Annotated in this window: 19 protein-coding genes; 7 read left to right on the top strand and 12 right to left on the bottom strand. The window is 67.8% G+C overall.

What is annotated here, in order from left to right; translation table 11 throughout:
* Nucleotides 1-12 precede the first annotated feature (12 nt).
* Complete coding sequence (locus NA11_RS09160) at nt 13-930, bottom strand: TIGR04222 domain-containing membrane protein (protein ID WP_069161371.1); 918 nt, start codon at nt 928-930, stop codon at nt 13-15.
* Between the two features lie 134 nt (nt 931-1,064).
* Nucleotides 1,065-1,472: an SdpI family protein gene (locus NA11_RS09155; RefSeq protein ID WP_069161370.1), complete on the bottom strand. Its 408-nt coding sequence runs from the start codon at nt 1,470-1,472 to the stop codon at nt 1,065-1,067.
* Nucleotides 1,473-1,824: 352 nt separating this feature from the next.
* Here NA11_RS09155 and leuS point away from each other — a divergent pair, with 352 nt between their 5' ends.
* The gene (gene leuS, locus NA11_RS09150; protein WP_069161369.1) at nt 1,825-4,668 is read left to right on the top strand and encodes a leucine--tRNA ligase; all 2,844 of its coding nucleotides are present in this window, start codon (nt 1,825-1,827) and stop codon (nt 4,666-4,668) included.
* A gap of 79 nt (nt 4,669-4,747) precedes the next feature.
* On the opposite strand, the gene NA11_RS09145 is transcribed toward leuS, so the two are convergent.
* Complete coding sequence (locus tag NA11_RS09145) at nt 4,748-5,533, bottom strand: polysaccharide deacetylase family protein (protein WP_069161368.1); 786 nt, start codon at nt 5,531-5,533, stop codon at nt 4,748-4,750.
* 126 nt (nt 5,534-5,659) lie between these two features.
* Nucleotides 5,660-6,361: an SDR family oxidoreductase gene (locus NA11_RS09140; RefSeq protein ID WP_069161367.1), complete on the bottom strand. Its 702-nt coding sequence runs from the start codon at nt 6,359-6,361 to the stop codon at nt 5,660-5,662.
* A 161-nt stretch (nt 6,362-6,522) separates the two neighbouring features.
* Here NA11_RS09140 and ggh point away from each other — a divergent pair, with 161 nt between their 5' ends.
* Both ggh and NA11_RS09130 read left to right on the top strand, forming a co-directional pair.
* Complete coding sequence (gene ggh, locus NA11_RS09135; RefSeq protein WP_069161421.1) at nt 6,523-7,860, top strand: glucosylglycerate hydrolase; 1,338 nt, start codon at nt 6,523-6,525, stop codon at nt 7,858-7,860.
* Nucleotides 7,861-7,930: 70 nt separating this feature from the next.
* Nucleotides 7,931-8,665 (top strand): glycoside hydrolase family 25 protein, encoded by a 735-nt coding sequence (locus NA11_RS09130; protein WP_069161422.1) that lies wholly within the window; start codon nt 7,931-7,933, stop codon nt 8,663-8,665.
* Between the two features lie 64 nt (nt 8,666-8,729).
* On the opposite strand, the gene NA11_RS09125 is transcribed toward NA11_RS09130, so the two are convergent.
* The 3 genes from NA11_RS09125 to NA11_RS09115 all read right to left on the bottom strand — a co-directional run bounded on the left by NA11_RS09125 (nt 8,730) and on the right by NA11_RS09115 (nt 12,429).
* Nucleotides 8,730-10,796, bottom strand: a complete 2,067-nt coding sequence (locus NA11_RS09125) for a PhoX family protein (RefSeq protein ID WP_069161366.1) — start codon at nt 10,794-10,796, stop codon at nt 8,730-8,732.
* A gap of 201 nt (nt 10,797-10,997) precedes the next feature.
* Entirely contained in the window at nt 10,998-11,801 is an 804-nt protein-coding gene (locus NA11_RS09120; protein ID WP_069161365.1) for a hypothetical protein, read from the bottom strand.
* Nucleotides 11,802-11,895: 94 nt separating this feature from the next.
* Nucleotides 11,896-12,429 (bottom strand): lipoprotein LpqH, encoded by a 534-nt coding sequence (locus NA11_RS09115; protein WP_069161364.1) that lies wholly within the window; start codon nt 12,427-12,429, stop codon nt 11,896-11,898.
* Nucleotides 12,430-12,600: 171 nt separating this feature from the next.
* Between NA11_RS09115 and NA11_RS09110 the strand changes: the two genes are divergently transcribed.
* The 4 genes from NA11_RS09110 to NA11_RS09095 all read left to right on the top strand — a co-directional run bounded on the left by NA11_RS09110 (nt 12,601) and on the right by NA11_RS09095 (nt 18,042).
* Nucleotides 12,601-13,962 carry a hypothetical protein gene (locus NA11_RS09110; RefSeq protein WP_069161363.1) on the top strand — a complete coding sequence of 454 codons (1,362 nt, stop codon included), beginning with the start codon at nt 12,601-12,603 and terminating at the stop codon, nt 13,960-13,962.
* Entirely contained in the window at nt 13,962-15,098 is a 1,137-nt protein-coding gene (locus NA11_RS09105; RefSeq protein ID WP_069161362.1) for a hypothetical protein, read from the top strand. Before NA11_RS09110 ends, NA11_RS09105 begins: the two co-directional genes overlap by 1 nt.
* 89 nt (nt 15,099-15,187) lie before the next feature.
* A complete protein-coding gene (locus NA11_RS09100; RefSeq protein WP_069161361.1) occupies nt 15,188-16,762 on the top strand; it encodes a tetratricopeptide repeat protein in 1,575 nt (524 codons plus the stop codon).
* Nucleotides 16,759-18,042: a CHAT domain-containing protein gene (locus NA11_RS09095; protein WP_245745792.1), complete on the top strand. Its 1,284-nt coding sequence runs from the start codon at nt 16,759-16,761 to the stop codon at nt 18,040-18,042. The genes NA11_RS09100 and NA11_RS09095 overlap by 4 nt, the downstream gene beginning before the upstream one ends.
* A 1-nt stretch (nt 18,043) precedes the next feature.
* On the opposite strand, the gene NA11_RS09090 is transcribed toward NA11_RS09095, so the two are convergent.
* The 5 genes from NA11_RS09090 to NA11_RS09070 form a co-directional block, all read right to left on the bottom strand.
* Complete coding sequence (locus NA11_RS09090; protein WP_167837607.1) at nt 18,044-18,328, bottom strand: type II toxin-antitoxin system Phd/YefM family antitoxin; 285 nt, start codon at nt 18,326-18,328, stop codon at nt 18,044-18,046.
* A gap of 86 nt (nt 18,329-18,414) precedes the next feature.
* Nucleotides 18,415-19,467, bottom strand: coding sequence for an alpha/beta hydrolase (locus NA11_RS09085; protein ID WP_069161359.1), 1,053 nt, complete (start codon nt 19,465-19,467; stop codon nt 18,415-18,417).
* Between the two features lie 103 nt (nt 19,468-19,570).
* Nucleotides 19,571-20,410: an alpha/beta fold hydrolase gene (locus NA11_RS09080; RefSeq protein WP_069161358.1), complete on the bottom strand. Its 840-nt coding sequence runs from the start codon at nt 20,408-20,410 to the stop codon at nt 19,571-19,573.
* Between the two features lie 83 nt (nt 20,411-20,493).
* A complete protein-coding gene (locus NA11_RS09075) occupies nt 20,494-20,790 on the bottom strand; it encodes a hypothetical protein (protein WP_069161357.1) in 297 nt (98 codons plus the stop codon).
* 100 nt (nt 20,791-20,890) lie between these two features.
* Complete coding sequence (locus NA11_RS09070; RefSeq protein WP_069161356.1) at nt 20,891-21,616, bottom strand: amino acid ABC transporter ATP-binding protein; 726 nt, start codon at nt 21,614-21,616, stop codon at nt 20,891-20,893.
* Nucleotides 21,617-21,618: the final 2 nt, after the last annotated feature.

Genomic DNA, 21,618 nt, shown 5'->3' with positions numbered 1-21,618 from the left:
GGCCGCATGCCGTCAGCCGCCACAGCCACCCCCACCGCAGCCGCCACCACCGCCACCGTCGCTGCCACCACCACCGCCGTCGCTGCCGCTCGACGAGCTCGGCGGCTCAACGGCTTGCGCGAAGCCTGGATCGAGGGAGATCAGCGCGGCACCGCCGAAGATCGCGGCGGCCAGCGCGGCACTGTTGACGCCATACGTGGCGTAGGCGGGCGAATTCGACGGCCGCAGGTGCCCGTTGTTGCGCATCGCGTTCGTCCTGGCCAACCGGCCGAGCGGGGTCAGCCGCGGCTTGCCCGTCAGGAACCAATAGCAGAGGGCCTGCACCAGCAGCGCGAGGCCGAGGAAGGCGACGGGATTGTCGTTCAAGGTCCCGGCGATGAAACGCACAACGCCGACGCCACCGACGATCAGCACCGGCAGCCCGGCATCCCACAGCTTGCGCCGGAAGTCCGCGTCGGGAAAGTACCCACGCTTGATCATCGAGTCGCGCAGCTGCCGGACGTCCGCCGACGATCCTGCGGTCAGCGAGGCAACCGTCGGTTTGACTCCCGAGGTGATCCGCTCGTACACCGACAGCGTGAACGGGTCCAGTCCCTGCCGGTCCGTCTGCTCCATCGGCCGCCGCGGCACTGCGGCCGAGTCGATGAGATCTCGGCTGCGCAGCTGCGCCAGCGCGGTCAGCACCGCGCGCTTGTCGTCGAACAGCATCGCCACTTCGGGCGCCGACAACTCGCTACCGGGTTGGGCGATTCCTTGGTTATCGATGGCGCCGCGGGTCACCCGTAGCCGAAGCCAAATACCGAGTAGCACCGCCAGCACCACGAACAGCACGTAGAGCCGTAGGAATTCGGGTCCTGATATCCCCCAGGTATCGCCCGCCGAAACAAGAAATTCGGAGCTCGCCGCGAAGCTCCGGTCGATCACACCCATATCCACCCCGGAATAGAGCCAGTACTGCCGCCCTCAGTATGGGACCACCCCCTACCGCTGCCAACAGGATTCGAAGACGGATACCGATCTGTTCATTGATAAGCCGAATCGGCTCGGGTGACTGTGCGGTGAGATCAGCTGGCGGGCTGGCAGGCGTCGCGCAACGAGCAGGCGCCACAGGCACTGCCGCAGCCACCGACTTCGGCGGGCGGCGCGAGGGCTTCGGCGGTCGAGGCTGCGGCGTTGGCTCCGGCGCCGAGGGTGAACAGGGCGATGATGCCCGCGCCGGCGGCGACGAGGATCGAGACGAGGCCACTCGCGGCGAGTGCGACGAGGCCACCGGCGAAGAGCAGGGCCCCGGCAGCAAGTGAGGTGGGGGCGGCGATCCGATTCGCGACGCGGAAGGTCTCGGCATCGGACAGCGCGGCCTCGGTGTGCACTCCGACGAAGCGGTTGCGCGGCAGCCTGCCGATCATCCCGAGCGCACCGGTGGTGACGGCCACCAGGGCCAGCACGAACAGGAGCAGAGCGACGACGAACACCCATGCAGGCTAGCGCATCGGTAGCGACAGACCGTCGGCCACTCCCCCGCAACTGTTCGGCACTCGGCCTGTCACCACACCGGACGAGCGCTTTCCACATTGCGCCGCTCCCGGGCGCGAATGTAGCAACCCAATGCATTGTCGGCTCCGCCCGAAGGCGAACGCCAACCCGCGAGAGCCGCGAATCCGCTGCGCCGCAGTCACATACCGACGGGCAGGTAACCCGGATCACAGCAGCGGCGCGGACACGCCGACGGAGTCGGCACAGCCCGATTTTCGGTACTGCGGTGCACACGTTCTACCCTGATAGACGAAGTTTGTCGGGGATCGACGATGACAAGAAGGCAGGACCGTGCAGGACACTCGTGCAACCGATAGCGATGTACCCGAGCACCGGTACAACGCCGAGCTTGCCGGCCGCATCGAACAGCGGTGGCAGCGGACGTGGGCTGAGCGCGGAACCTTCCATGCGCCCAACCCGGTCGGTCCGCTTGCGGGTGAAACGCCGACGGACAAGCTGTTCATCCAAGACATGTTCCCGTACCCCTCCGGGGCGGGCCTGCACGTCGGGCATCCGCTCGGCTACATCGCCACCGATGTGTTCGCGCGCTTTCACCGGATGCACGGCCGCAATGTGCTGCACGCCCTCGGCTTCGACGCCTTCGGCCTGCCCGCCGAGCAGTACGCGGTGCAGACCGGCGCACACCCAAGGGTGACGACCGAGTCGAACATCGCCAACATGCAGCGCCAATTGGGCAGGCTCGGCCTCGGCCACGACAGCAGGCGCTCGTTCGCGACCACCGATCCCGAGTACTACCGGTGGACCCAGTGGATCTTCCTGCGCATCTACAACTCCTGGTACGACCAGGAATTGGACCGCGCCCGGCCGATCACGGAGCTCGAAGATCAATTCGCCAGTGGCGCACGGCAGGTCCCGGACGGCGGGTCGTGGGCCGACCTGTCCACCGCCCAACGCGGCGCGCTGCTCGATTCGTATCGCCTGGTGTACCTGACCGATTCGATGGTCAACTGGTGCCCGGGCCTCGGCACGGTGCTGTCGAACGAAGAGGTCACCGCCGACGGCCGCAGTGAGCGCGGCAACTTCCCGGTGTTCCGTAAGCGCCTGTGGCAGTGGATGATGCGGATCACCGCCTACGCCGACCGGCTGATCGACGACCTGGACCACCTGGACTGGTCGGATCAGGTGAAGGCGATGCAGCGCAACTGGATCGGGCGTTCGCGCGGCGCCCAGGTGAAGTTCGACGCCGCAGGCGAGCAGATCGAGGTCTTCACCACCCGGCCGGACACGTTGTTCGGCGCAACCTATGTCGTGCTGTCCCCGGAACACGAGCTGGTCGACACGCTGACCGCGGCCGCATGGCCCGACGGCGTCGATCCGCGCTGGACCAACGGCAACGCCGCGAACCCCGCGGATGCCGTTGCGGCCTACCGCAAGTCGATCATCGCCAAGTCGGATCTGGAGCGTCAGGAGAACAAGGAGAAGACCGGCGTCTTCCTCGGCACCTACGCCACCAACCCGGCCAACGGTCAGGCCGTTCCGGTCTTCATCGCCGACTACGTGCTGAGCGGCTACGGCACCGGCGCGATCATGGCGGTGCCCGGCCACGATCAACGGGACTGGGAATTCGCCTCGGTGCTCGGCCTGCCGATCGTCGAGGTCATCTCCGGCGGCGATGTCACCGAGGCCGCCTACTCGGGCGACGGCGCGCTGGTGAACTCCGGCTACCTCGACGGCCTGTCCGTGGACGAGGCCAAGGCGACCATCATCGCCGAGTTGGAGACCGACGGCCACGGCAAGGGCACCATCCAGTACAAGCTGCGCGACTGGCTGTTCGCGCGCCAGCGCTACTGGGGCGAGCCGTTCCCGATCGTCTTCGACGAGCACGACCGGCCGCACGCGCTGCCGGAATCCATGCTGCCGGTGCAACTTCCGGAACTCGACGATTTCGCGCCGGTCACCTTCGACCCGAACGACGCCGACTCCGAGCCGTCGCCGCCGCTGGCCAAGGCCACCGACTGGGTGTATGTCGAGCTCGACCTGGGCGAGGGCGTCAAGCGGTACCGCCGCGACACCAACGTGATGCCCAACTGGGCGGGCAGCTCCTGGTATCAGCTGCGCTACGCCGACCCGACCAACACCGAGACGTTCTGCGCCAAGGAGAACGAGCAGTACTGGCTCGGCCCGCGCACGGCCGAACACGGCCCGAACGATCCGGGCGGCGTCGATCTGTACATCGGCGGCATGGAACACGCGGTGCTGCACCTGCTGTACGCGCGGTTCTGGCAGAAGGTGCTGTTCGACCTCGGCGACGTCAGCGGTTCCGAGCCGTACCGAAAGCTGTTCAACCAGGGCTACATTCAGGCATACGCCTACACCGACGCACGTGGTGCGTATGTGCCCGCAGCCGAGGTCGTCGAGCGGGACGGCAAGTTCTTCTGGACCGACTCCGGCACCGAGATCGAGGTGTTCCAGGAGTACGGCAAGATCGGCAAGTCGCTGAAGAACGCGGTCTCGCCGGACGAGATGTACGACCTGTACGGCGCGGACACCTTCCGGTTCTACGAGATGTCGATGGGACCGCTGGACAGCTCGCGGCCGTGGGCGACCAAGGATGTCGTCGGCGCGCACCGGTTCCTGCAGCGGGTGTGGCGACTGACGGTGGACGAGGAGACCGGCGGCACCAGGGTGAGCGAAGTCGAGCCCGCCCCGGAAACGCTGCGCCTGCTGCACAAGACGATCGCCGGTGTCGAAGAGGACTACGTGTTGTTGCGCGACAACACCGCAGGCGCGAAGCTCATCGAGCTGACCAACCACCTCACCAAGACCTACCCGGACGGTGCGCCACGGTCGGTGGTCGAGCCGCTGGTGTTGATGCTTGCCCCGCTGTCGCCGCACATCGCGGAGGAGCTGTGGGAACGCTTGGGCCACACCGAGTCGCTGGCCCACGGCCCGTTCCCGGTGGCAGATCCCACCCTGCTCGTCGACGAGTCGGTCGAGTACCCGATTCAGGTGAACGGCAAGGTGCGCAGCCGGATTCAGGTCGCGGCCGACGCCGACAACGCCGCCATCGAGGCAGCGGCGCTGGCCGACGAGAAGGTCGCCGCGCTGCTGAACGGCGCACCGCCCCGCAAGCTGATCGTCGTTCCCGGCAGGCTCATCAACATCGTCGCCTGATCTCCTGCGCTGCTTTCCCGCACACGAACATCGTGTGCGGGAAATCGGAAGGGGTGCGGCGGGTTCGGGGTGCGGCCGGTCAGCGCGGCGGCAGCAGCACGTCGTTGAGCGTGACCATCGAGAGGTTGCGTTCTTTGATGATGTCGACGAGCTGGCCGTAGCAGTGCGTCACCGCGGGCGCGTTGGCGTGCCCGATGATGATGGTCTGCGGGTGAAAGTACCTGCGCGCGCACTCGATCAGGTACTCCTCGGTGATCACACCGGAGTCCGAGAGCGAGCCGTACCACATGGTCGGCACCGTGTAGCCGAGGTCGGCAGCCACCCGGTCGACGGTGCCGTTGTGCCTGCCGAACGGCGGCCGGTAGTACGGGGTGCCGTCCACACCGAAGTTGTTGCGCAGGAACGTTTTCGCCCGCTCCAGCTGTCCGGACACCGCACCGGCGGACAGCTTGGTCAGGTCGGGATGATCCCAGGTGTGGTTGGCGAGCTGGATCTGACCGGAATCGACGAGGGGCCGCAACGCGTCCCGGTGGATCGTCCACGAGTCGTAGTGCGCGGTGACGAAGAAGGTGAACCGGGCGCCGGTGTCCCTGGCGAACTTGATGTAGGCGCCGACCACCTCCGGGCTTGCCCCGTCGTCCACCGTCAGGGCCATGCTGGTGCCCGGCCCCGGCAGCGCGGTGATGGTCGCGGCGGGAATCGGTGTCTTCGGTCCGCCGGGCGGCGGCGGCAACAGTCGCGGAGCAGGCGGCGCAGGGGGTGCCAGCGGCCCGCTTCCCGCCGACCCGCTGTTGAGCGGATCACCCTCGGCGGCCGCACATCCCGTCAATGCGGCTGCGGTACCGACCGCGAGCAACGACAACATTCGACGTCTGTCCACAGTTTTCGAATCCCCACTCTAGAAGGTCGCCGCACCGTCGATCAGTGCGACGACCATGCAAAACAGCGGCACGATACCGATCGAATCTGTCCGCGAGCTGAACAGCACGGACTAACTCGGGTTGGGCCGCAGCACGATTTCGGTGGGATGCGCGTCGCGCGGCGTCTCGACCGCATTGCGCACCGCGCCGGCGACGGTCTCGGCCCGCAGGAACTGCTCGGGCCGATATTCCCGCCCCTCGTGGGCGATGATCTCGCGCTGCATGTCGGTGTCGATGCGACCGGGATGGATCGAGGTCACCCGCAGCGCCGGCTCCTCCAGCCGCAGCGCGTCGCCGAAGGCACGCAGCCCGAACTTGCTCGCCGCGTAGGAGGCCCAGCCCGCGTTCGCGCGCAACCCGGCCCCCGAATTGATCAGCACCACATGGCCGTTGGCGGCGCGCAGCGCGGGAAGCAGCTGCCTGGTCAGCTCGGCAACCGCAATCAGGTTGGCTTCCAAGGTGTTCCGCCACTGGTCGACGGTCGATTCGGCGATGCTGTTCAGGTCCGCGACGCCGGCACTGTGCACAAGCACGTCCAGTCGCTGGATCGGCGCGGTCGCGTCCGCCACCGCCGGATAGTCGGTGAGGTCGACCGGCCAGCCGGTCGCGTCGGGCAGTTCCTTCATGATGTCGCGCAGCGCATCGACGGACCTGGCACCGAGCAGCAGATCGTGGGTCGGCGCGAGCTCACGGGCGATGGCGGCACCGAGCCCGCGGCTGGCCCCGGTGATCAGCGCGGTCGGCTGCGGATGGCTGGTCACGGCATTGGTCATGCGACCACCGTAATGGCCCGCGAAAAATGAACGATGCTGCAGACATCTACGGAAAAATCTCGAGCGTTGAATTACGGACGGGGCATTCGAGCGTGCATACCGAGGCCGGGCAGGCCACCGCCGAGCGGGCGTACCTGCGGGTGGCGTCGCAGAATAGGGGGATGGCGCACCCGGGTTTCACACCGACACAGCTCGCGGCCCGTGCCGCCTACCTGCTGCGTGGCAACGATCTGGGCACCATGACCAGCGCGGCGCCGCGGCTGTATCCGCACATGTGGAGCTGGGACGCCGCGTTCGTCGCGGTCGGACTCGCCCCGCTGAGCGTGGAGCGGGCCGTGATCGAGCTCGATACGTTGTTGTCGGCGCAGTGGAAGAACGGGATGATCCCGCACATCGTCTTCGCCAACGGCGTCGACGGCTACTTTCCCGGCCCGGCGCGCTGGGAATGCCGCAAGCTGGCGGTCAACGCGCCGGACGGCCCGGACACCTCGGGGATCACCCAGCCGCCGGTGCACGCCATCGCGGTGCAGCGCATCCTCGACCACTCCCGGCGGCACGGCCGCAGCACCCGCGCGGTCGCCGAGGAATTCCTGAACCGCCGCTGGCCGGACCTGGTGCGCTGGCACCGCTGGCTGGCGCACGCACGGGACCCGAAGGAGACCGGCCGGATCACGCTGTATCACGGCTGGGAATCGGGCATGGACAACTCGCCGCGGTGGGATCGCGCCTACGACAACGTGATTCCCGGCGACCTGCCGCCGTACCACCGCGAGGACGTGCTCGTGGTCGCCGATCGCACCCAGCGGCCGAGCGACCGCGAGTACGACCGGTATCTGTGGCTGGTCGAGCAGATGCGCCGCGCGGGCTACGACGACTATCTGCTCGCCTCGACGATGAGCTTCGCTGTGGAGGACGTGTTCGTCACCGGGATCTTCGCGCTCGCCTGCGAGGTGCTCGCGCATATCGGCGAGGAGTACAAGCAGCCGCACGCCGACGTGCGCGACCTGTACACGTGGGCCGACCGCTTCCGTGCGGGTGTCATCGCGACGACGGACGCCCGCACCGGCGCGGCACGGGACTTCGATGTGCGGCTGCAGCGCTGGATCGGTACCGAGACGCTGTCGATGTTCGCGCCGCTGCTGTGCGGTGGGTTGCCGCGCGATACCGAGCGCAGCCTGCTGCGCACGTTCGAGGGCCCGCGCTTCTGCGGGCATCCGGATCTGCGTTATGCGTTGCCGCCGTCGACGTCGCCGGTGTCGCGGGACTTCCGCTCCCGCGAGTATTGGCGTGGGCCGGTGTGGCCGGTGATGAGCTGGCTGTTCTCCTGGGTGTTCGCCAGGCGCGGCTGGGCGGAGCGCTCGTTCATGCTTCGGGCCGAGGGTCTGCGCCAGGCCAGTGACGGCAGCTTCGCCGAGTACTACGAGCCGTTCACCGGTGAACCGCTCGGCAGCATGCAGCAGTCGTGGACGGCCGCGTCGGTGCTGGATTGGCTCGGCTGAGCGAATAGTGCGCAATCGGCACTCGCGCAACACTGGCCACAGCAACATCAAATGGCTATCGTCGAACGCCATGGGCAACCTTCGCTGGAGCTCGACCTTTCGTCGCCGCGGCACTGCGCTGTCGTTGATCGCGCTATCGGGCATCCTGGTGGCAACACTGTCCGGCACCGCGACGGCCGCGCCGACCGGCCCGGATGTCTCGTCCTGGCAGCACGGCGGCGGCAGACTGATCGACTGGTTCGCGGTCAAGCGCGCAGGCCACGACTTCGCGATGGTGAAGGCCACCGAGGGCGTGAGCTATCTCAACCCGTACTTCGTGCCGGACAGCCTGATCATGCGGGCCGCAGGGGTGGCACGCGGGACCTATCACTACGCCAGGCCGAACCTGCCACCCGAACCGCAGGCCATGCTGTACGCGACGGTGGTGCTCGGCCAGAACGGCGCACTCGACCTGCCTCCGGTGCTCGATCTGGAGACGACGGGTGGCCTACCGCCTGCCGCGCTGATCGATTGGACGCGCCGGTACTTGAATACGGTGCAAACACTGACCGGCAGGGTCCCGATCATCTACACCTATCCGTACTTCTGGCGGACCGCGATGGCCGACACGAACGAATTCACCAGGTACCCACTGTGGATCGCCGACTACCGCGGCAACGAGCACCCCGAGGTGCCCGGCGGCTGGCCGACCTGGACGTTCTGGCAGACCACCGACCGCGGCGGCATCGACGGCATCCCCGGGCCGACCGACCTCAACGTCTACAGCGGCGCCCAGGGCGATTTCGCGCGCTTCGCCAACATGTAGAAACCACGAAACCGCCACTCCTGCAGGTACAGTGGCGGTTTCGTGGCGTGGTGGCGCTGGCCGGCTAAACGCCGATCCGGCCGCCGTTCTTCTTCCACACGACCGCGACCGACGGCCGCGGCTGAGCGGTGCCACCGTCCGGCCAGTGTGACAGGGGGTTGTCCGGGGTGGCGTCATCGGCCTCGCCCGGATGCTGCACGCACACCATGACCCGCGATTCGGTGACCACGGGGCCACAGGTCTCCGCGCCGCGCGGCACCGTCAGGAACTGTTTGGTCTCACCGCGATTCGCGCCGTCGAGCACCACGGAGAACAGGCCGTCGTTCGACTTGAGCGCGTTGCCGTCGGTGGAGATCCACAGGTTGCCGTAGGGGTCGAACGCCAGGTTGTCCGGGCAGGAGATCGGGCTGACCTTGGTCTTGTCGTAGCCGGCGAAGTAGGTGTCCGCCGCCTTCGGGTCGCCGCAGACCAGCAGCAGCGACCAGGTGAACGTGGTGCCGGTGTGCTGGTCGTCGATCTCGAGGATCTGGCCGTTCTTGTTCAGCTTGCGCGGGTTCGCCTCGTCGGCGGCCTGCTTGCCCTCGGCGCCACGGTTGTCGTTGTTGGTCAGCGCCACGTAGACCTTGCCGGTGTACGGGTTGGCCTCGAAATCCTCGGGGCGGTCCATCTTGGTTGCGCCGACCTTGTCCGCGGCCAGCCGGGTGAACACCGCGACCTCTTCCGCGCTCATGCCGTCGACCAGCGACTTGCCCTTGCCGTCGGCGCCGGTCTCCAACAGCGGAATCCATTGGCCCTTACCGGTGAAGCCCTTGTCCGACGGCGTTGCGCCGGTGCCGTCGATCTTGTCGGCATGGTCGCCGGTCAGCTTCGCGACATACAGCGTGCCCGCGTCCAGGATGGTGAGGTTGTGCCGCATGCTCGACGCGCCACCGCCCGACTGCACCTTGCGCGAGGACACGAATTTGTACATGTAGTCGAACTTTTCGTCGTCGCCGGTGTAGGAGACGACGTCACCGTTCTTGGTGACGTAGATGGTGGCCCCTTCGTGCTTGAGCCTGCCCATCGCGGTGTGCTTGATCGGGGTCGAGGTCGGGTCCCACGGGTCGACCTCGACGACGTAGCCGAATCGGTTGGCCTCGTTGGGTTCCTGCGCCAGGTCGAAGCGCTTGTCGGTCCGCTCCCACTGGTTGGGGGTCTTGCCGGCGGTGAAGCCGTAGCGCTTGATCCGCGCGGCCGCGGCGGCCTCGGTCACCTTGTCACCGTTGGCGAAGTAGCCGTTGAAGTTCTCTTCGCCGGAAAGCACAGTGCCCCAAGGGGTCACGCCGCCCGCGCAATTGGCGAAGGTGCCGAGCACCTTGGTGCCGCTCGGATCGGCCGAGGTCTTGACGAAGTCGCTGCCCGCGGCAGGGCCGGTGAGCTTGAACTCGGTGGTCGCGGTGATCCTGCGGTTGTACTTGCCGAAGGCGGGCACCAGCTTGCCGGTGCCGGACTCGCCGCGCACCTCGACGACCGCCATGCCGTGCGCGGCCTTGGTGATCTCGAGCTGCTCGTCGGTCGGGTTGGCCTTGTCGTAGCCGCGGAACATCTGTGGGCCCGTGGTGTATTCGTGGTTGACCACGAGCAGGAAGGCATTCGCCTGACCCTCGATCGGCAGCAACGCGGCAAAATCGTTGTTGTAGCCGAACTGCTTGGCCTGGGCGGCGGCGGTCTGCTTCTCGAAATCGAAGGCGGGTGCGTCCGCGAAAAGCGGGTCACCCCAGCGGATCACGACGGACTGCTCGTAGCCGTCCGGGATCACGATGGCGTCGTCCTTGTTCGGCGCGACCGCCGTGAAACCGGTGCCGGTACCGGGCGGGCCGCTCGGCGACGGGCTCGACGACCCGGTCTGCGCGACATCGTCGCCGCACGCCGCGAGCACACTGCCCGCACCGACAGCAAGCACGGCCGCCGCGCCACCCTTGATCAGTCCGCGCCGATTCAGGGAACTGACGATATCGCCGAAGTACTGACCGGCCGAGGTGTTGGGGACTTCGTGGAAGCACGCGTTGGCGCATTTGTATTCGCAGGTCAAGGAGGCACGTGCCGACTGACCGTCGTGCTTCACAAAGAGGGCGAGGGGCTGCAAGCTCACAGCCGGACGGTAAACGATTCGGACAATCCGGAAACGACAATCAGGTGAACAGTTGCCCAATTAGGGCACGCTTACCAATTCGAGCAATTTCCAAGCAAAACAAATGCCGCGCTGTTCGAGAGACTCGAATCAACGCGGCATTCGGGGTGTGGACTTCCGGCCTGGCCTCCGCCCGATGCGGGCCGAGGTCGGCCTTGCCTGTCAGGCATTCACCGGCAAAGCGATGACCACTTCGTCTTCGTTGCCCGGCAGATAGTGCACCCGCAGGATCCGGCCGACCTGCACCTGGCCGATGGTGCTCGGCGCCAGGAACTTCGTGACCTGGGTGCGATAGGTCGAACCGTCCGGGCGCGTGACGACCAGTCCGAGCGCGACCTCGGAGTGCCCGTCCCGGATCGTGCCGGTGACCGACAGCGCCTGCACCACCGCCTGGGTGGCGATGCCGCGCTCGGCGATGTCGAGCTTGTGCCTGGTCGTGATGCCCTTGCGGATCAGCGACTCGTTCAGCGCCTGCTGCGCCGTCGCCGGGTCGCCGGACAGGTCGACCTCGACCTTGTCGGTCCGGTCGGGCAGATAACGCACCGGGAGCACGACGCCGGGTTGCAGCAGCGCCAATTCCGTCAGCGGCACAATCATTTTCGCGGCGGCGTCGAAGGTCTTGCCGTCCACACCCTCGACGCGGAACTCGATGCGCACCTGCGGTTGTTCGTTGACCGTCAAGCCGGTCTGCCGGAACGAGGTGATGGTGCCGAGCCCGATCAGGCCGTTACGGAAGGCGGCGCTGTTGCGACCGGTGAACGCGGCGATGATGCCTTCGCCGGTGAACGCGAACACCATCGGGACAAGGGTGAGGGCGATGATCGGCAACGCCATCTGCCAACCGAGCCAACCCATTCCGGCGGGCTCGTACTCGGAGGTGCGGACGTAGGTCAGGCCGTGCAGGAGGTAGTAACCGATGGCGAGCGCGGCGATGGCGACGGCGATCCAGCGGAGGGATTTCATGATGGTCCTTGGTTATTCGGCGTGCGCGCCGGTGTTGTCGGCCCGCTCGAGCTCGAACTCGAGCGGGCCGTGGACAATTCGGGTGCTAGGGGTGAGCTCAGCCGCCGACGACGGAGGAGCAGGCGAAGGTGACGTCGAACTTCGACGTCTTCGGGCCTGCCAGCGGGTTGGTCAGGTCGGGGGCGCCGACGCCTTCGCCGCTGATCTTGTAGGTGTTGCCGTCCTTGGTGAGCTTCGCCGAGCCGCCCGGCATTCCGTTGCCGAAGCCGAGCGCGTAGGGCTGACCCGAGTCGCCGCCCTTGCTGCCCGCGATGCCCACCGCCTGGACGGTGTCGGTGCCGGTGATGGTGGCGCTCACGGACAGGTTGCCGTAGGTGCCGTTGGCGGTGTCGGTCAGTGCGAGTGCCAGCGTCCCCGCCTGCTTCGCGCAGGTGGTGGTGAACTTCGCGGCGAGCTGCTTGCCGTCGACCGAGGCGGACGAGTCGCCCGACGGTGTCGTTTTCGCCTGCGTGGCAGGCGCCGCCGAGGACTTGGCCGGCGTGCTGCTCGCGTTGTCGCTGCAGCCGGTGACGAAGAGCGCGGTCGCGGCGGCGGCAGCGGCGAGGGCGGCGGTGACGGACTTGGTGTTCATGATGCTTCCTTTCGGCGAAGGGCCGGTGCCCTTCTCGGTTCGTTCCCCCCGGGAGTGGGTGGGCCGATACGAGAAAGGTAGGAACGGTCTGCGGCCTACCGATCCCAGGTTTTCGCCGGGTCGGATTCGGGAAAAGTCCGTTAGCCTGGTCGAATGCGACGACCGCGCGCCATGGTGCTCGACGAGGTGTGGCGCAAGCTCGACGGTGTCGAACCGCTCAGCGGCCCGCACGGCGGTCCGCTGCGCCGCACGGTGAAGCTCGTGCTCGATCCGCTGGTGATCCGGCCGGTGCAGCATCCGGCCTGCGCGGGGCCGATCCTCACGGCCGACGGTGCGGTGCTGCTCGCGGCACGGGTGCACGCGGCGGCCGACGTGCTGCGCGCGACCGCGGCCTGGTTCACCCTGCTCAAGCAGGTGCGACGGACGTTGCGGATCACCGAGGGCAATCCGCAGGATCTGTACTTCCAGCGCTGTTTCGAACTCGCGACGACGGCGGGGTTACCTGATCCCTTGCGGGACAAGGCGGTAGCCGAGGCGGCACTGCGTGACATTCATGAGTACACCGCGGGCCGGACCACCCAGGCGCTGAAGGAGTATGTCGCCGAACGGACTTCGGAACTTGCCGGGCTGATCGAGGTCGCCTGGGGGCGGCGACCGCTGCAAGGTCCGGCAGGCGCCGACCACACGGCCGCCTTGCGCGCGCTCCTCGACACCTGCGCCACCGCGCGACTGGCACAGCGCAGGGACAACGGACAGGCGGCACTGGATCGCCTGGTGTCCGCCCATGCGGGCACCCACGCCGGAATACGACTGTGGCGCAGCGACTCTGGGTATTCCGCTGGCGAACTCGGGCTCACCGCGCACCGGGCACCGCCACGGCCTGCGGTCGGGGCGTCGGCCTCGACAGCAACGCTGGGACTTCCGTTCGATCGCACCGTGTACGAGCGAGTGTTCACGGCATTGCAGGCGTCGACCGAACGTGCCGAACTGCCGCCCGTTCCGGAGCTGGTGACCACCGAGATCGCGCGGAGCTGTGCGCCGTTGGCACTGCTGGACGAGACGCTGCGGGTGACGGCGACAGCGGGCATCACGCTTGCCCAAGGGCTTTCCCCGATCGGCACCGCGACCCGGCGGCATCGAGTCGACGCCGGGCAGGCGCGACGGCACGGGGACGCGGCCGAGGAGACCGCCGCGCATCGAATCATCAACAGCCGCTGGCAACGTGAGGCCTATGTGCTGCAAGCCCGGCGATTAGCGGTGCGGATCGACACCGACGCCGCGCCGGCGGGCCCGTTGGCCGCCATCGCCGCCGAGCTGTCCACCCCGTGGCGGCCGTACCTGCGGCGACTGTGGGTTCGCCTGCACGGCCGCGATGTTCGCGAGCTCGGTGTGTTCGATCCGAACGAGCTGTGGGATCTGCTCGACGGTGTCGCCCGTTCGGTCATGCTCGACCACCGGACCAGGGTCAAGCAGGCGCTGAGCGCCAGTGCCCTTGCCGCCGGGCCGGATTCGACGGAATCGAGGGCGAGTTGATGCTCGATATCGTGCACATCCGACGGCTGGACGACGACCTCGTCGTCATCGGACCCGATGGCGCGCCGACCGTCCTCGACGGGGTACCGGCGATCGATACGCTGGTGCTCGAAGTGCTGGGCGGGCACCTGTCCTGGGGGCTGCTCGGCGACCAGCGGCTGCCTGCCGCCGTCCTCGACGATGCCGAGCAGGCGCAGGAGTGGATCTGGGCAGTGTTCGGCGAAGCGGTCGCTCTCGCGGTGGACGAGGGCAGCACCGGCGAATTCCCTGCCGCCCCAGCCCTTCCTGAGCTCGTCGCGAACGCGTGGCGGCTCGGCTACGCGCACTGGGCGTCCCGATGGTGGCCCGCCTCGATCATCGAGGCCATCGCACCCTTGGACGACCGGCTGCTCCTCGACGAGATCGCCGCGCTGGCCGAAGAGTGCGAGATGCTCATCGACGGTGCCGATGCGCCCCTCTGGGTGGACGAGAGACAGCTCGCGCCTGAGGCCCTTGGCCGCGCCGAGGACTATGCCCTCGCCGCAGGGCCTTCGACCACGCCACCACCGGGCGCACTCGTCCTGGCCAGAGGGACCGGCGGCTGGGATTGGCGCCGTTGCCCGCCCGGCCTGCTCGATGCCTCCGAACGCGCGGTGTCCTGGGACGTGCTGCGCGTCGCAGGCACAACGACGGTCCAGGTGCGGGCGGTCGCCGCACCGCAATTGCGCGGTGAGGTACCACCGCACCTGCATCCACACGCGCTGATCCACACGGCAACCGGTGCCGTGACGGCGACCATGGAGCTGAACGGCGACACCTGGCGTGCGACGGTCGCCGCACCCGAGGGCGCGGAATCAGCTCTGTCCGTCGAAGTCTCGGTGCCAGGCGTCGGTCGCAACGCCGTCGACATCGCTGATCCCCTCGCTGCCACGGAAATCGCGACGCCTGATGCCGATAGCGCCGTTGCCGATGACGCAGAATCAGCCGCTTCCACGGGGATTCAGTCACCGCGCGCCGCCGACGAGGCGGAACTGCGCCGCCGCGTGCGCGAGCTGGCCGCGGCCCGGCTGCGCCGTGCGGCCGAAGCGCCGGGCAGCACGGCCGATCTCCCTCTGCTCGCCGAAATCGCGGCAGCCGACTCGGAATCGGACTTCTGACATGACATCCGCTGACAACGAGTTGCCCGACAACGTCCCGGCCCGCTGTGTCGCCGCCTCGGCGGACCTCTTCGATTCGGATTTCCGCCATGACCTCCGCTGACGACGAAACACCTGACGAGGGCACGGCCCTGCTCGCCGCGGGCGCCGATGCGTACTCCCGCGGCGACACGACAGGGGCGTTGCGCATCTTCGAAGATGCGGCCCGCACTCTCACCGGCACTATGCGCCTGAGCGCGATGGTCAATGCGGCGAGCATGGCCGACGAACTCGGTGAGCACACCAAGGCACTCGGCCTGTACCGGGAGGCTTTGGCGGAGATGCCTGCTGATGCGCCGCGACTTCGGCCCAGTGCGCTGGTCAACATGTCGCAGGCGTTACAGCACCTCGGCGAGCTCGACGAGGCGCAGGCCGCGTTGGAGCAGGCGCGTGAATTGCTGGCAGACAGTACTGACCAGGGCGTGCTGCGCGTCGCGTGCCTGCTGTCGTTGACCGCCGTCGCCATGCATCGGCAGCAGTGGGCCTACGCCGCCGAGCTGGCCACCGAATCTCTCGACGCGGCTTTACGTTTCGCACCGCACCTGGCCGGGCATCCGCTGATGAACCTGGCCGCAACGCATTTCGAGACCGGGCGGCGCGAGCTCGGCATCGACTTCGCCGAGCAGGCCCTCGCGGCGTTCGACTCGGCGGGCGACCGTAATGCCGTCGCCGAGACGCAGCAGAATCTGGCCACCATGTTCGTCCGCAGTGACCGCCTCGACGCGGCCGAGGCGCCGTTGCAGGCCAGTCAGCAGTATTTCGAGCAGGCCGGGCTCGGCTACCGCGCCGGAATCGGGCTCAAGACCATGGCGTTCCTTGCGGAGGGTCGCGACGATCTCGCCAAAGCCGCAGACCTCTACGGCCGCAGTCTCGCGTATTTCGTCGCGTCCGGTGCGGTGCTCGACGCCGCCGACCTGCGCATCCGGTTGTCGACCGTGGCCTTCAAAACGGGACGGCCCGAGGAGTGCGAGCAGTTGCTCGCCGAAGCGTTCCAGATCTACGCCGCACATGGACTCGGCATGCATTGTGCCCAGCTCGATTACTGGCATGCCACGTTGTTGGAGGGTGCGATCGACGCAACGATCGAGGCCGAACAGACGCCGTCGATCGAGGTGCTCACCGCGGCGGTCGGCCTCGCCGTCCCGGCGGCGCTCGCCATCGACGCCGTGCGCTACACCCTGCCCACCGGCACCCAGCGCGACCTATGGAACCGCCAGATCGCCGACCCTGCCATGCGATTGGCGTTCCGCTTCGCCTACTTGACGGGCAACGGACTACTGCTCGCCGACCTGATCGAAACACAGTGCGCGGGCACCACCGTGAACATCGACCGGGCCGAAGGCGGTCACATCACGCAGCTGCCGTTCCAACTACCGGAGCCACCGGTCGACCCCGCCACCCAACCGGGTGCCACCACACTCCACGCACCCCTCGCGCCAGCTGCCGTCCCCGTGCGGTTGGGTGTGGCGCTGGCCGGGGTCGCGGCGAGCGCCGGACTGCCGGTCTCCCCGCCACCGCGCCTCGCCTTGGCGGCGGAGGGCCGAATCGCGTTGGCTCCCTACATAGAAGCGGCCGAACAACGGTATGGCCGCGCGATCCGAGACGATCTGGTGCTGACCGTATGACCGCTGGTGTTGACCCGATGACCGCACAGCAACCGACCGTCGTGGTGCGCATGGCCGACGCGGGCGATGTGTACATGTCCTGGCGGTGGACCGGGGACACCGCACCGCGCGGCGCCGCCATGCTGCCCGGTGAACCGGTGCTCGAGGCCGTGCACCGACTGGCCGCCGCCCTGCCGAACCCGGCCGAACCCGGCGGCGTCGAACGCGCCATGACCACCGGCGCATTCGCCGACTACGACGCCGAATACCTAGTCGCCCAGGCTCTTTCCCGAGCCCTGCTCCCTCAGGCCCTGGCCGCCCAGCTGTACGAGCTGTATCAGCGTGGCGTGCGCCCGCACCTTCGGCTGCAACCATCGCCGCGGGTGGCCCAGGTGCCGTGGGAGCTCATCGCGCCAGGCCCCGAGGTGCGGTTGATCGACATCGCCGACGTCAGCCTGCTGGCGCCGGCGAGCATCGCGCATGCGCCAGGGCGTCCCGCGCGCACCTGGGCCGACGCCAACGGCGCACCGATCGTCGCGGTGCTCGACCCGCGCATCCCCGGCTTCCGCGCCGACTCGTTGCTCGGCTCGGTGCTCGGCCGGATGACGGCGGATGCCCCACTGGCCCAACGCATCGCCGACTACGCGGCACACGACAGGCTGTGCCCCGCAGTGGCCGATCCGACGGAGGTCTTCCGCCGGACCGATGTCGACCGCGAGTGGCTCAGCGCCGCACTGCGCGCGGGCGCAAGCCGGCTCGTCTACGTCGGCCACGTCACGGCTGCGGCACCGGAATCGGGGCAGAGCGAGGCGGCCGAACTCCATCTGGCCTGCACCGCCGACACACTCGGCTTCGCCGCCCCGACCCGCGCCCATCGCCCGTTGTCCGCCAAGGACTTCCTGCTCGGCACGCACACACTGACCGTGGAACCCACTGCTGGGCACGATCTTTGGCCGATCCCGAGCCGGGTCGCGCTCATCGCCTGCGAAAGCGGCGGCGACTTGCGCTTCACCGAGGCGCTCGGCCTCACCGCCGCCATGATCAGCGGCGGCGCCGAGCTGGTGACGGCCAGCCGCTGGCCGCTGCCGACCGACCTCGCCTTCCATCGCATCGCGGGCGCGCCACCCGAGGCGACCCCGCTGCAGCAGGCCATCTGCGCCATCGATGCGGCGCACGAGCAGCCGGATCCGGTTGCTGCCCTTGCCGAATGGCAACGCAAGCAGTTGAGTGCCTGGCGCACCGAACGCACCATCGAGCACTCGCCACTGCTGTGGTCGGCCTTCGCCACCTTCCAGGTATAGATCAGTCTCGGAACGTGCGGACCGCCGTCGGGTCGACACCGAGCACATTGAGCATCTCCGCGATGGACATCGCCTTGACCTCGCTCTCGCCGACGTAGCCCGGCCGCGCGGCGTCGGCCATATCGGCGTACTCGTGCAGTCGCTCGTAGTCGGCGATCGACATGATCACCGCGATCTCGGTGCCGCCGTCGGCGATGACCGCGTCTTCGCCGGTCGCGACAACCGCACGGATGACGGTGGCGATCTCCGTTGGCAGCTCATGCAGGTTGCGTGTACTCGTGGGCATGCTCCGCATTCGGAGCGGTGCGCCGAACGGATCGGCGTGTCATCGAATCGTCACCAAGATCATCGAATGCTGTGACCTCGGCGCACTCATGACGCAAGCGTCGCGCTGAGCCAGCCGGTCATCCGCGGCACGACCTGCGCCAATTCGCTGGTCGCGCAATGGCCGGTGCCGGGAAGCAGCGCGACCTCCGTACTGCGGCGACCCGAGAAGACCAGCGTGTCGTGTTGCGGGACATGGACATCGTCGGCCCCGTTGATGACGAGCATGGGCGCGTTGTCGTCCTTGTCCAGCAGCGGACGCAGCGAGAACCCGTGCAGCGCTTCGGCGCGGGCGGCGTCGGTGGGTGGTGCGTCGAAGCCGAGCGCATTGCCGATGATGCCGGACATCCCGTATCGCCACCGGTGGTCCTCGGTGAACGCGCGCTCGACCGGGCCGCCGAGGACCAGGGCGGCGTCGACCGCACCGGACAGGCCCGAGCGGGCCGAGTAGTAGCCACCCATCGAGATGCCGAGGTGAGCGACCTTGCCGCCGCCGAGTTTTCGGGCCACCTCGATCAGGCCGTCCACCAGCTGGCCGCCCTCGTCGGCGCACATCGCAACGGCGCTCTCGCCGGTGCCCGGAATATCGAAGGCCAGCAACCGGACTCCGGTCTGCATGGCGAAGAAGACGAACAGGCTGTGCAGGTCCATCTTCCAGGTGTCAACACCGCCGCTGGCCAGCAGCACCGGTGCGGTGTCGGGCAGTTCGGGCGGTGTGAACAGGTGCACGGGCACCGCGGTCGTGCCGTCGCGATACGGCAGCCGCAGGATCCGCCGCTCGAACTCGACGCCGAAACCCGGTGCCGCAAGCAGATATTGCGCCAGCTGGCGATCGAGGGCCTCACGCTTGGCCTCGTCGGCGAGACAGGGAAACTTCGCCCACCCGTAGGCCGCCGCGGCCCGATCATGCCGTCCGTCCGCCGCATAGTGCGCGGCGAGCTTCGACCATTCGTAGACCCAGCCGCCAGGGGCGTCCGGCCACATCTCGACGACCGCCGCGCGGACCTCGCGGACATCGGTGGTGGTCAGGCCGCTGCGTAACATCTGCGGATACCGTTCGACGAACAGGTCTTCGGGATCCAACGGCCATTCGTACGACATCACAGTCCCCTCGCGGACTACGTTCCCCACCGAACGCAATGTGGCGCTTGCAATCCCAGTCTAATGATGTGGTGCCTGCACGAATCCGGTTCGCCCAACCACGTCAAGAACGGTGCGCGAGCAGGTGTTGCATGATCAAGCGGGTCAGCTCCTCCGGCGCCTGCTCCGGAATCCAGTGCGACACTTCCTCGACCATTTCGAATCGGTAGGGTCCGGTCACATATTTCTCGGTGGCCAACGCCGCGGTGGAGCCGACCGTGGTGTCGTCGGTGCTCCACACGTAGAGGGTCGGCACTGTCACCGGCGCGGTCGGGCCGGACAGGTGCATCGCCCGATACCAATTCAACGCGGCGGTCAGCGCGTCCGGCTGGCTGAACCGGTGCACGTACTCGTCGACGCGCTCCTCCGGGATCTTCCATTCGAAGATCTTCCGAAGCCCAGCGCCGTCGTCCATGAGCAGTGCCCGCTCGGCGACTCGCGGCTTGCGTAGCAGTGCGAAGTACTGCGAGCGCTGCGCCTGGTCCTCGTCCTCGGTCATCGCCCGCAAGAATGCGGCGGGGTGCGGGAAAGACACCGCGGTGAAGCTGCGGATCCGCTCAGGCAGTTCCGCCGCTGCCGCCCACCCGACGTAGGCACCCCAGTCGTGCCCGACCAGATCGAAGCGCTGCCAACCCAGTGCGTCCGCGATCGCGGTGACGTCGCCGACCAGCTCTTCGAGCCGATAGTCGGCGACCTGAGTCGGCCGCACCCCGGCCGAATACCCGCGCTGATCAGGCGCGACCACGTGGCATCCGCCGCCGCCGAGCGCGCGAAGCTGAAACTCCCACTCGATGGCCGACTCCGGAAACCCATGCAGCAGCATGACTTCCCGCCCGCCGACGTCCCCGCAGGCCAGCGCATCGAAGGTGCCCGCAGCGGTAGGAATCTCGATTGCCTCGATCACGGACTCGACTCTAGAACCTCACACCGACGATGCCGCCCGCCTGTGGTCGCGGAAGCAATCCTGTTCCGCGACCATGGGCGATCTCAGTGGTCGTCGTAGTGCCCGTTGTGGGCGGCGTGGCGGTGGCCGTCGTGCAAGTAGTCGACGTGGTCGCCGTGCTGCACGGCCTCGTGGCCGCAGTCCGGCCCGTGCACGTGGTCGTGGCCGGCGTGTTCGACATGGCCACTCGGCTCGCACTCGTCGTAGTGGCCGTCGTGCTCGCGGTGCAGATGGCCATCGTGGGCGTAGTCGACGTGGTCACCGTGCTCGACCGCGGTGTGGCCGCAATTGGGGCCGTGCGCGTGGTCGTGCGCGGTGTGCTCCATGTGCGCTGTTGTCATCAGATCTCCCTCTTTCCTCGCGTGGACAGATGGATATGTGAGCGACAACACATTAACAGGTGCGCATCAATGGAGTTAACCAAGGGTGCGCTAGGCGACGCTACAGCACCTGGGACAGAAAACGCTGCAGTCGCGGCGTCTCGGCGCTGTCGAAAAGGGCATCGGGCGTTCCCGTCTCGACGACCTGGCCCTCGTCCATGAAAACGACGCTGTCGGACACGGTGCGGGCGAACCCCATTTCATGGGTGACCACGATCATCGACATGCCGCCGGAGGCGAGATCGGCCATCAGCGCGAGCACGCCCTTCACCAGCTCGGGGTCGAGCGCCGAGGTGGCCTCGTCGAAGAACATGATCTCGGGTTTCATCGCCAGCGCACGGGCGATGGCGACCCGTTGCTGTTGTCCGCCGGACAGATTCGCGGGCCGCGCGTCGAGTTTGTCGGCAAGGCCGACAATCTCGAGTTGCTCCGCCGCGACCGCACGCGCCGCCTCCTTGGACAACCCGCGCAGCTTGCGCGGGCCGAGCGCGACATTGTCGGCAACGCTCTTGTGCGGGAACAGGTTGAAATGCTGGAACACCATGCCGATGCGCTGCCGCAGCCGGTCCGGGTCCTCGGTGAGCACGGACTTGCCGTCGAGCAGCACATCACCCTGATCCGGCTCGTGCAGCCGGTTCAGCACGCGCAGCAGCGTCGACTTGCCGGAGCCGGACGGGCCGATGACCGTCGTGGTCTTGCCCGCGTCGACGTGAATGTCGATGCCGCGCAACACATGATTGTGTCCGAGCCGCAGATGCAAACCGGTACCGGTGAGGGAGGCACTCATCT

It is taken from the genome of Nocardia altamirensis NBRC 108246 (assembly GCF_001612685.1).
GTDB lineage: Bacteria > Actinomycetota > Actinomycetes > Mycobacteriales > Mycobacteriaceae > Nocardia > Nocardia altamirensis.
Note: the sequence above shows the minus strand (reverse complement) of the source record. Positions and strands in the feature narration are given on the sequence as shown.

Coding starts and splice junctions, on each gene's coding strand:
- NA11_RS09160 (WP_069161371.1), bottom strand. CDS start 930: ATGGGTGTGATCGACCGGAGCTTCGCGGCGAGCTCCGAATTTCTTGTT.
- NA11_RS09145 (WP_069161368.1), bottom strand. CDS start 5,533: ATGTTGTCGTTGCTCGCGGTCGGTACCGCAGCCGCATTGACGGGATGT.
- NA11_RS09140 (WP_069161367.1), bottom strand. CDS start 6,361: ATGACCAATGCCGTGACCAGCCATCCGCAGCCGACCGCGCTGATCACC.
- ggh (WP_069161421.1), top strand. CDS start 6,523: ATGGCGCACCCGGGTTTCACACCGACACAGCTCGCGGCCCGTGCCGCC.
- NA11_RS09130 (WP_069161422.1), top strand. CDS start 7,931: ATGGGCAACCTTCGCTGGAGCTCGACCTTTCGTCGCCGCGGCACTGCG.
- NA11_RS09115 (WP_069161364.1), bottom strand. CDS start 12,429: ATGAACACCAAGTCCGTCACCGCCGCCCTCGCCGCTGCCGCCGCCGCG.
- NA11_RS09110 (WP_069161363.1), top strand. CDS start 12,601: ATGGTGCTCGACGAGGTGTGGCGCAAGCTCGACGGTGTCGAACCGCTC.
- NA11_RS09105 (WP_069161362.1), top strand. CDS start 13,962: ATGCTCGATATCGTGCACATCCGACGGCTGGACGACGACCTCGTCGTC.
- NA11_RS09100 (WP_069161361.1), top strand. CDS start 15,188: ATGACCTCCGCTGACGACGAAACACCTGACGAGGGCACGGCCCTGCTC.
- NA11_RS09095 (WP_245745792.1), top strand. CDS start 16,759: ATGACCGCTGGTGTTGACCCGATGACCGCACAGCAACCGACCGTCGTG.
- NA11_RS09090 (WP_167837607.1), bottom strand. CDS start 18,328: ATGCCCACGAGTACACGCAACCTGCATGAGCTGCCAACGGAGATCGCC.
- NA11_RS09085 (WP_069161359.1), bottom strand. CDS start 19,467: ATGTCGTACGAATGGCCGTTGGATCCCGAAGACCTGTTCGTCGAACGG.
- NA11_RS09075 (WP_069161357.1), bottom strand. CDS start 20,790: ATGACAACAGCGCACATGGAGCACACCGCGCACGACCACGCGCACGGC.
- NA11_RS09070 (WP_069161356.1), bottom strand. CDS start 21,616: ATGAGTGCCTCCCTCACCGGTACCGGTTTGCATCTGCGGCTCGGACAC.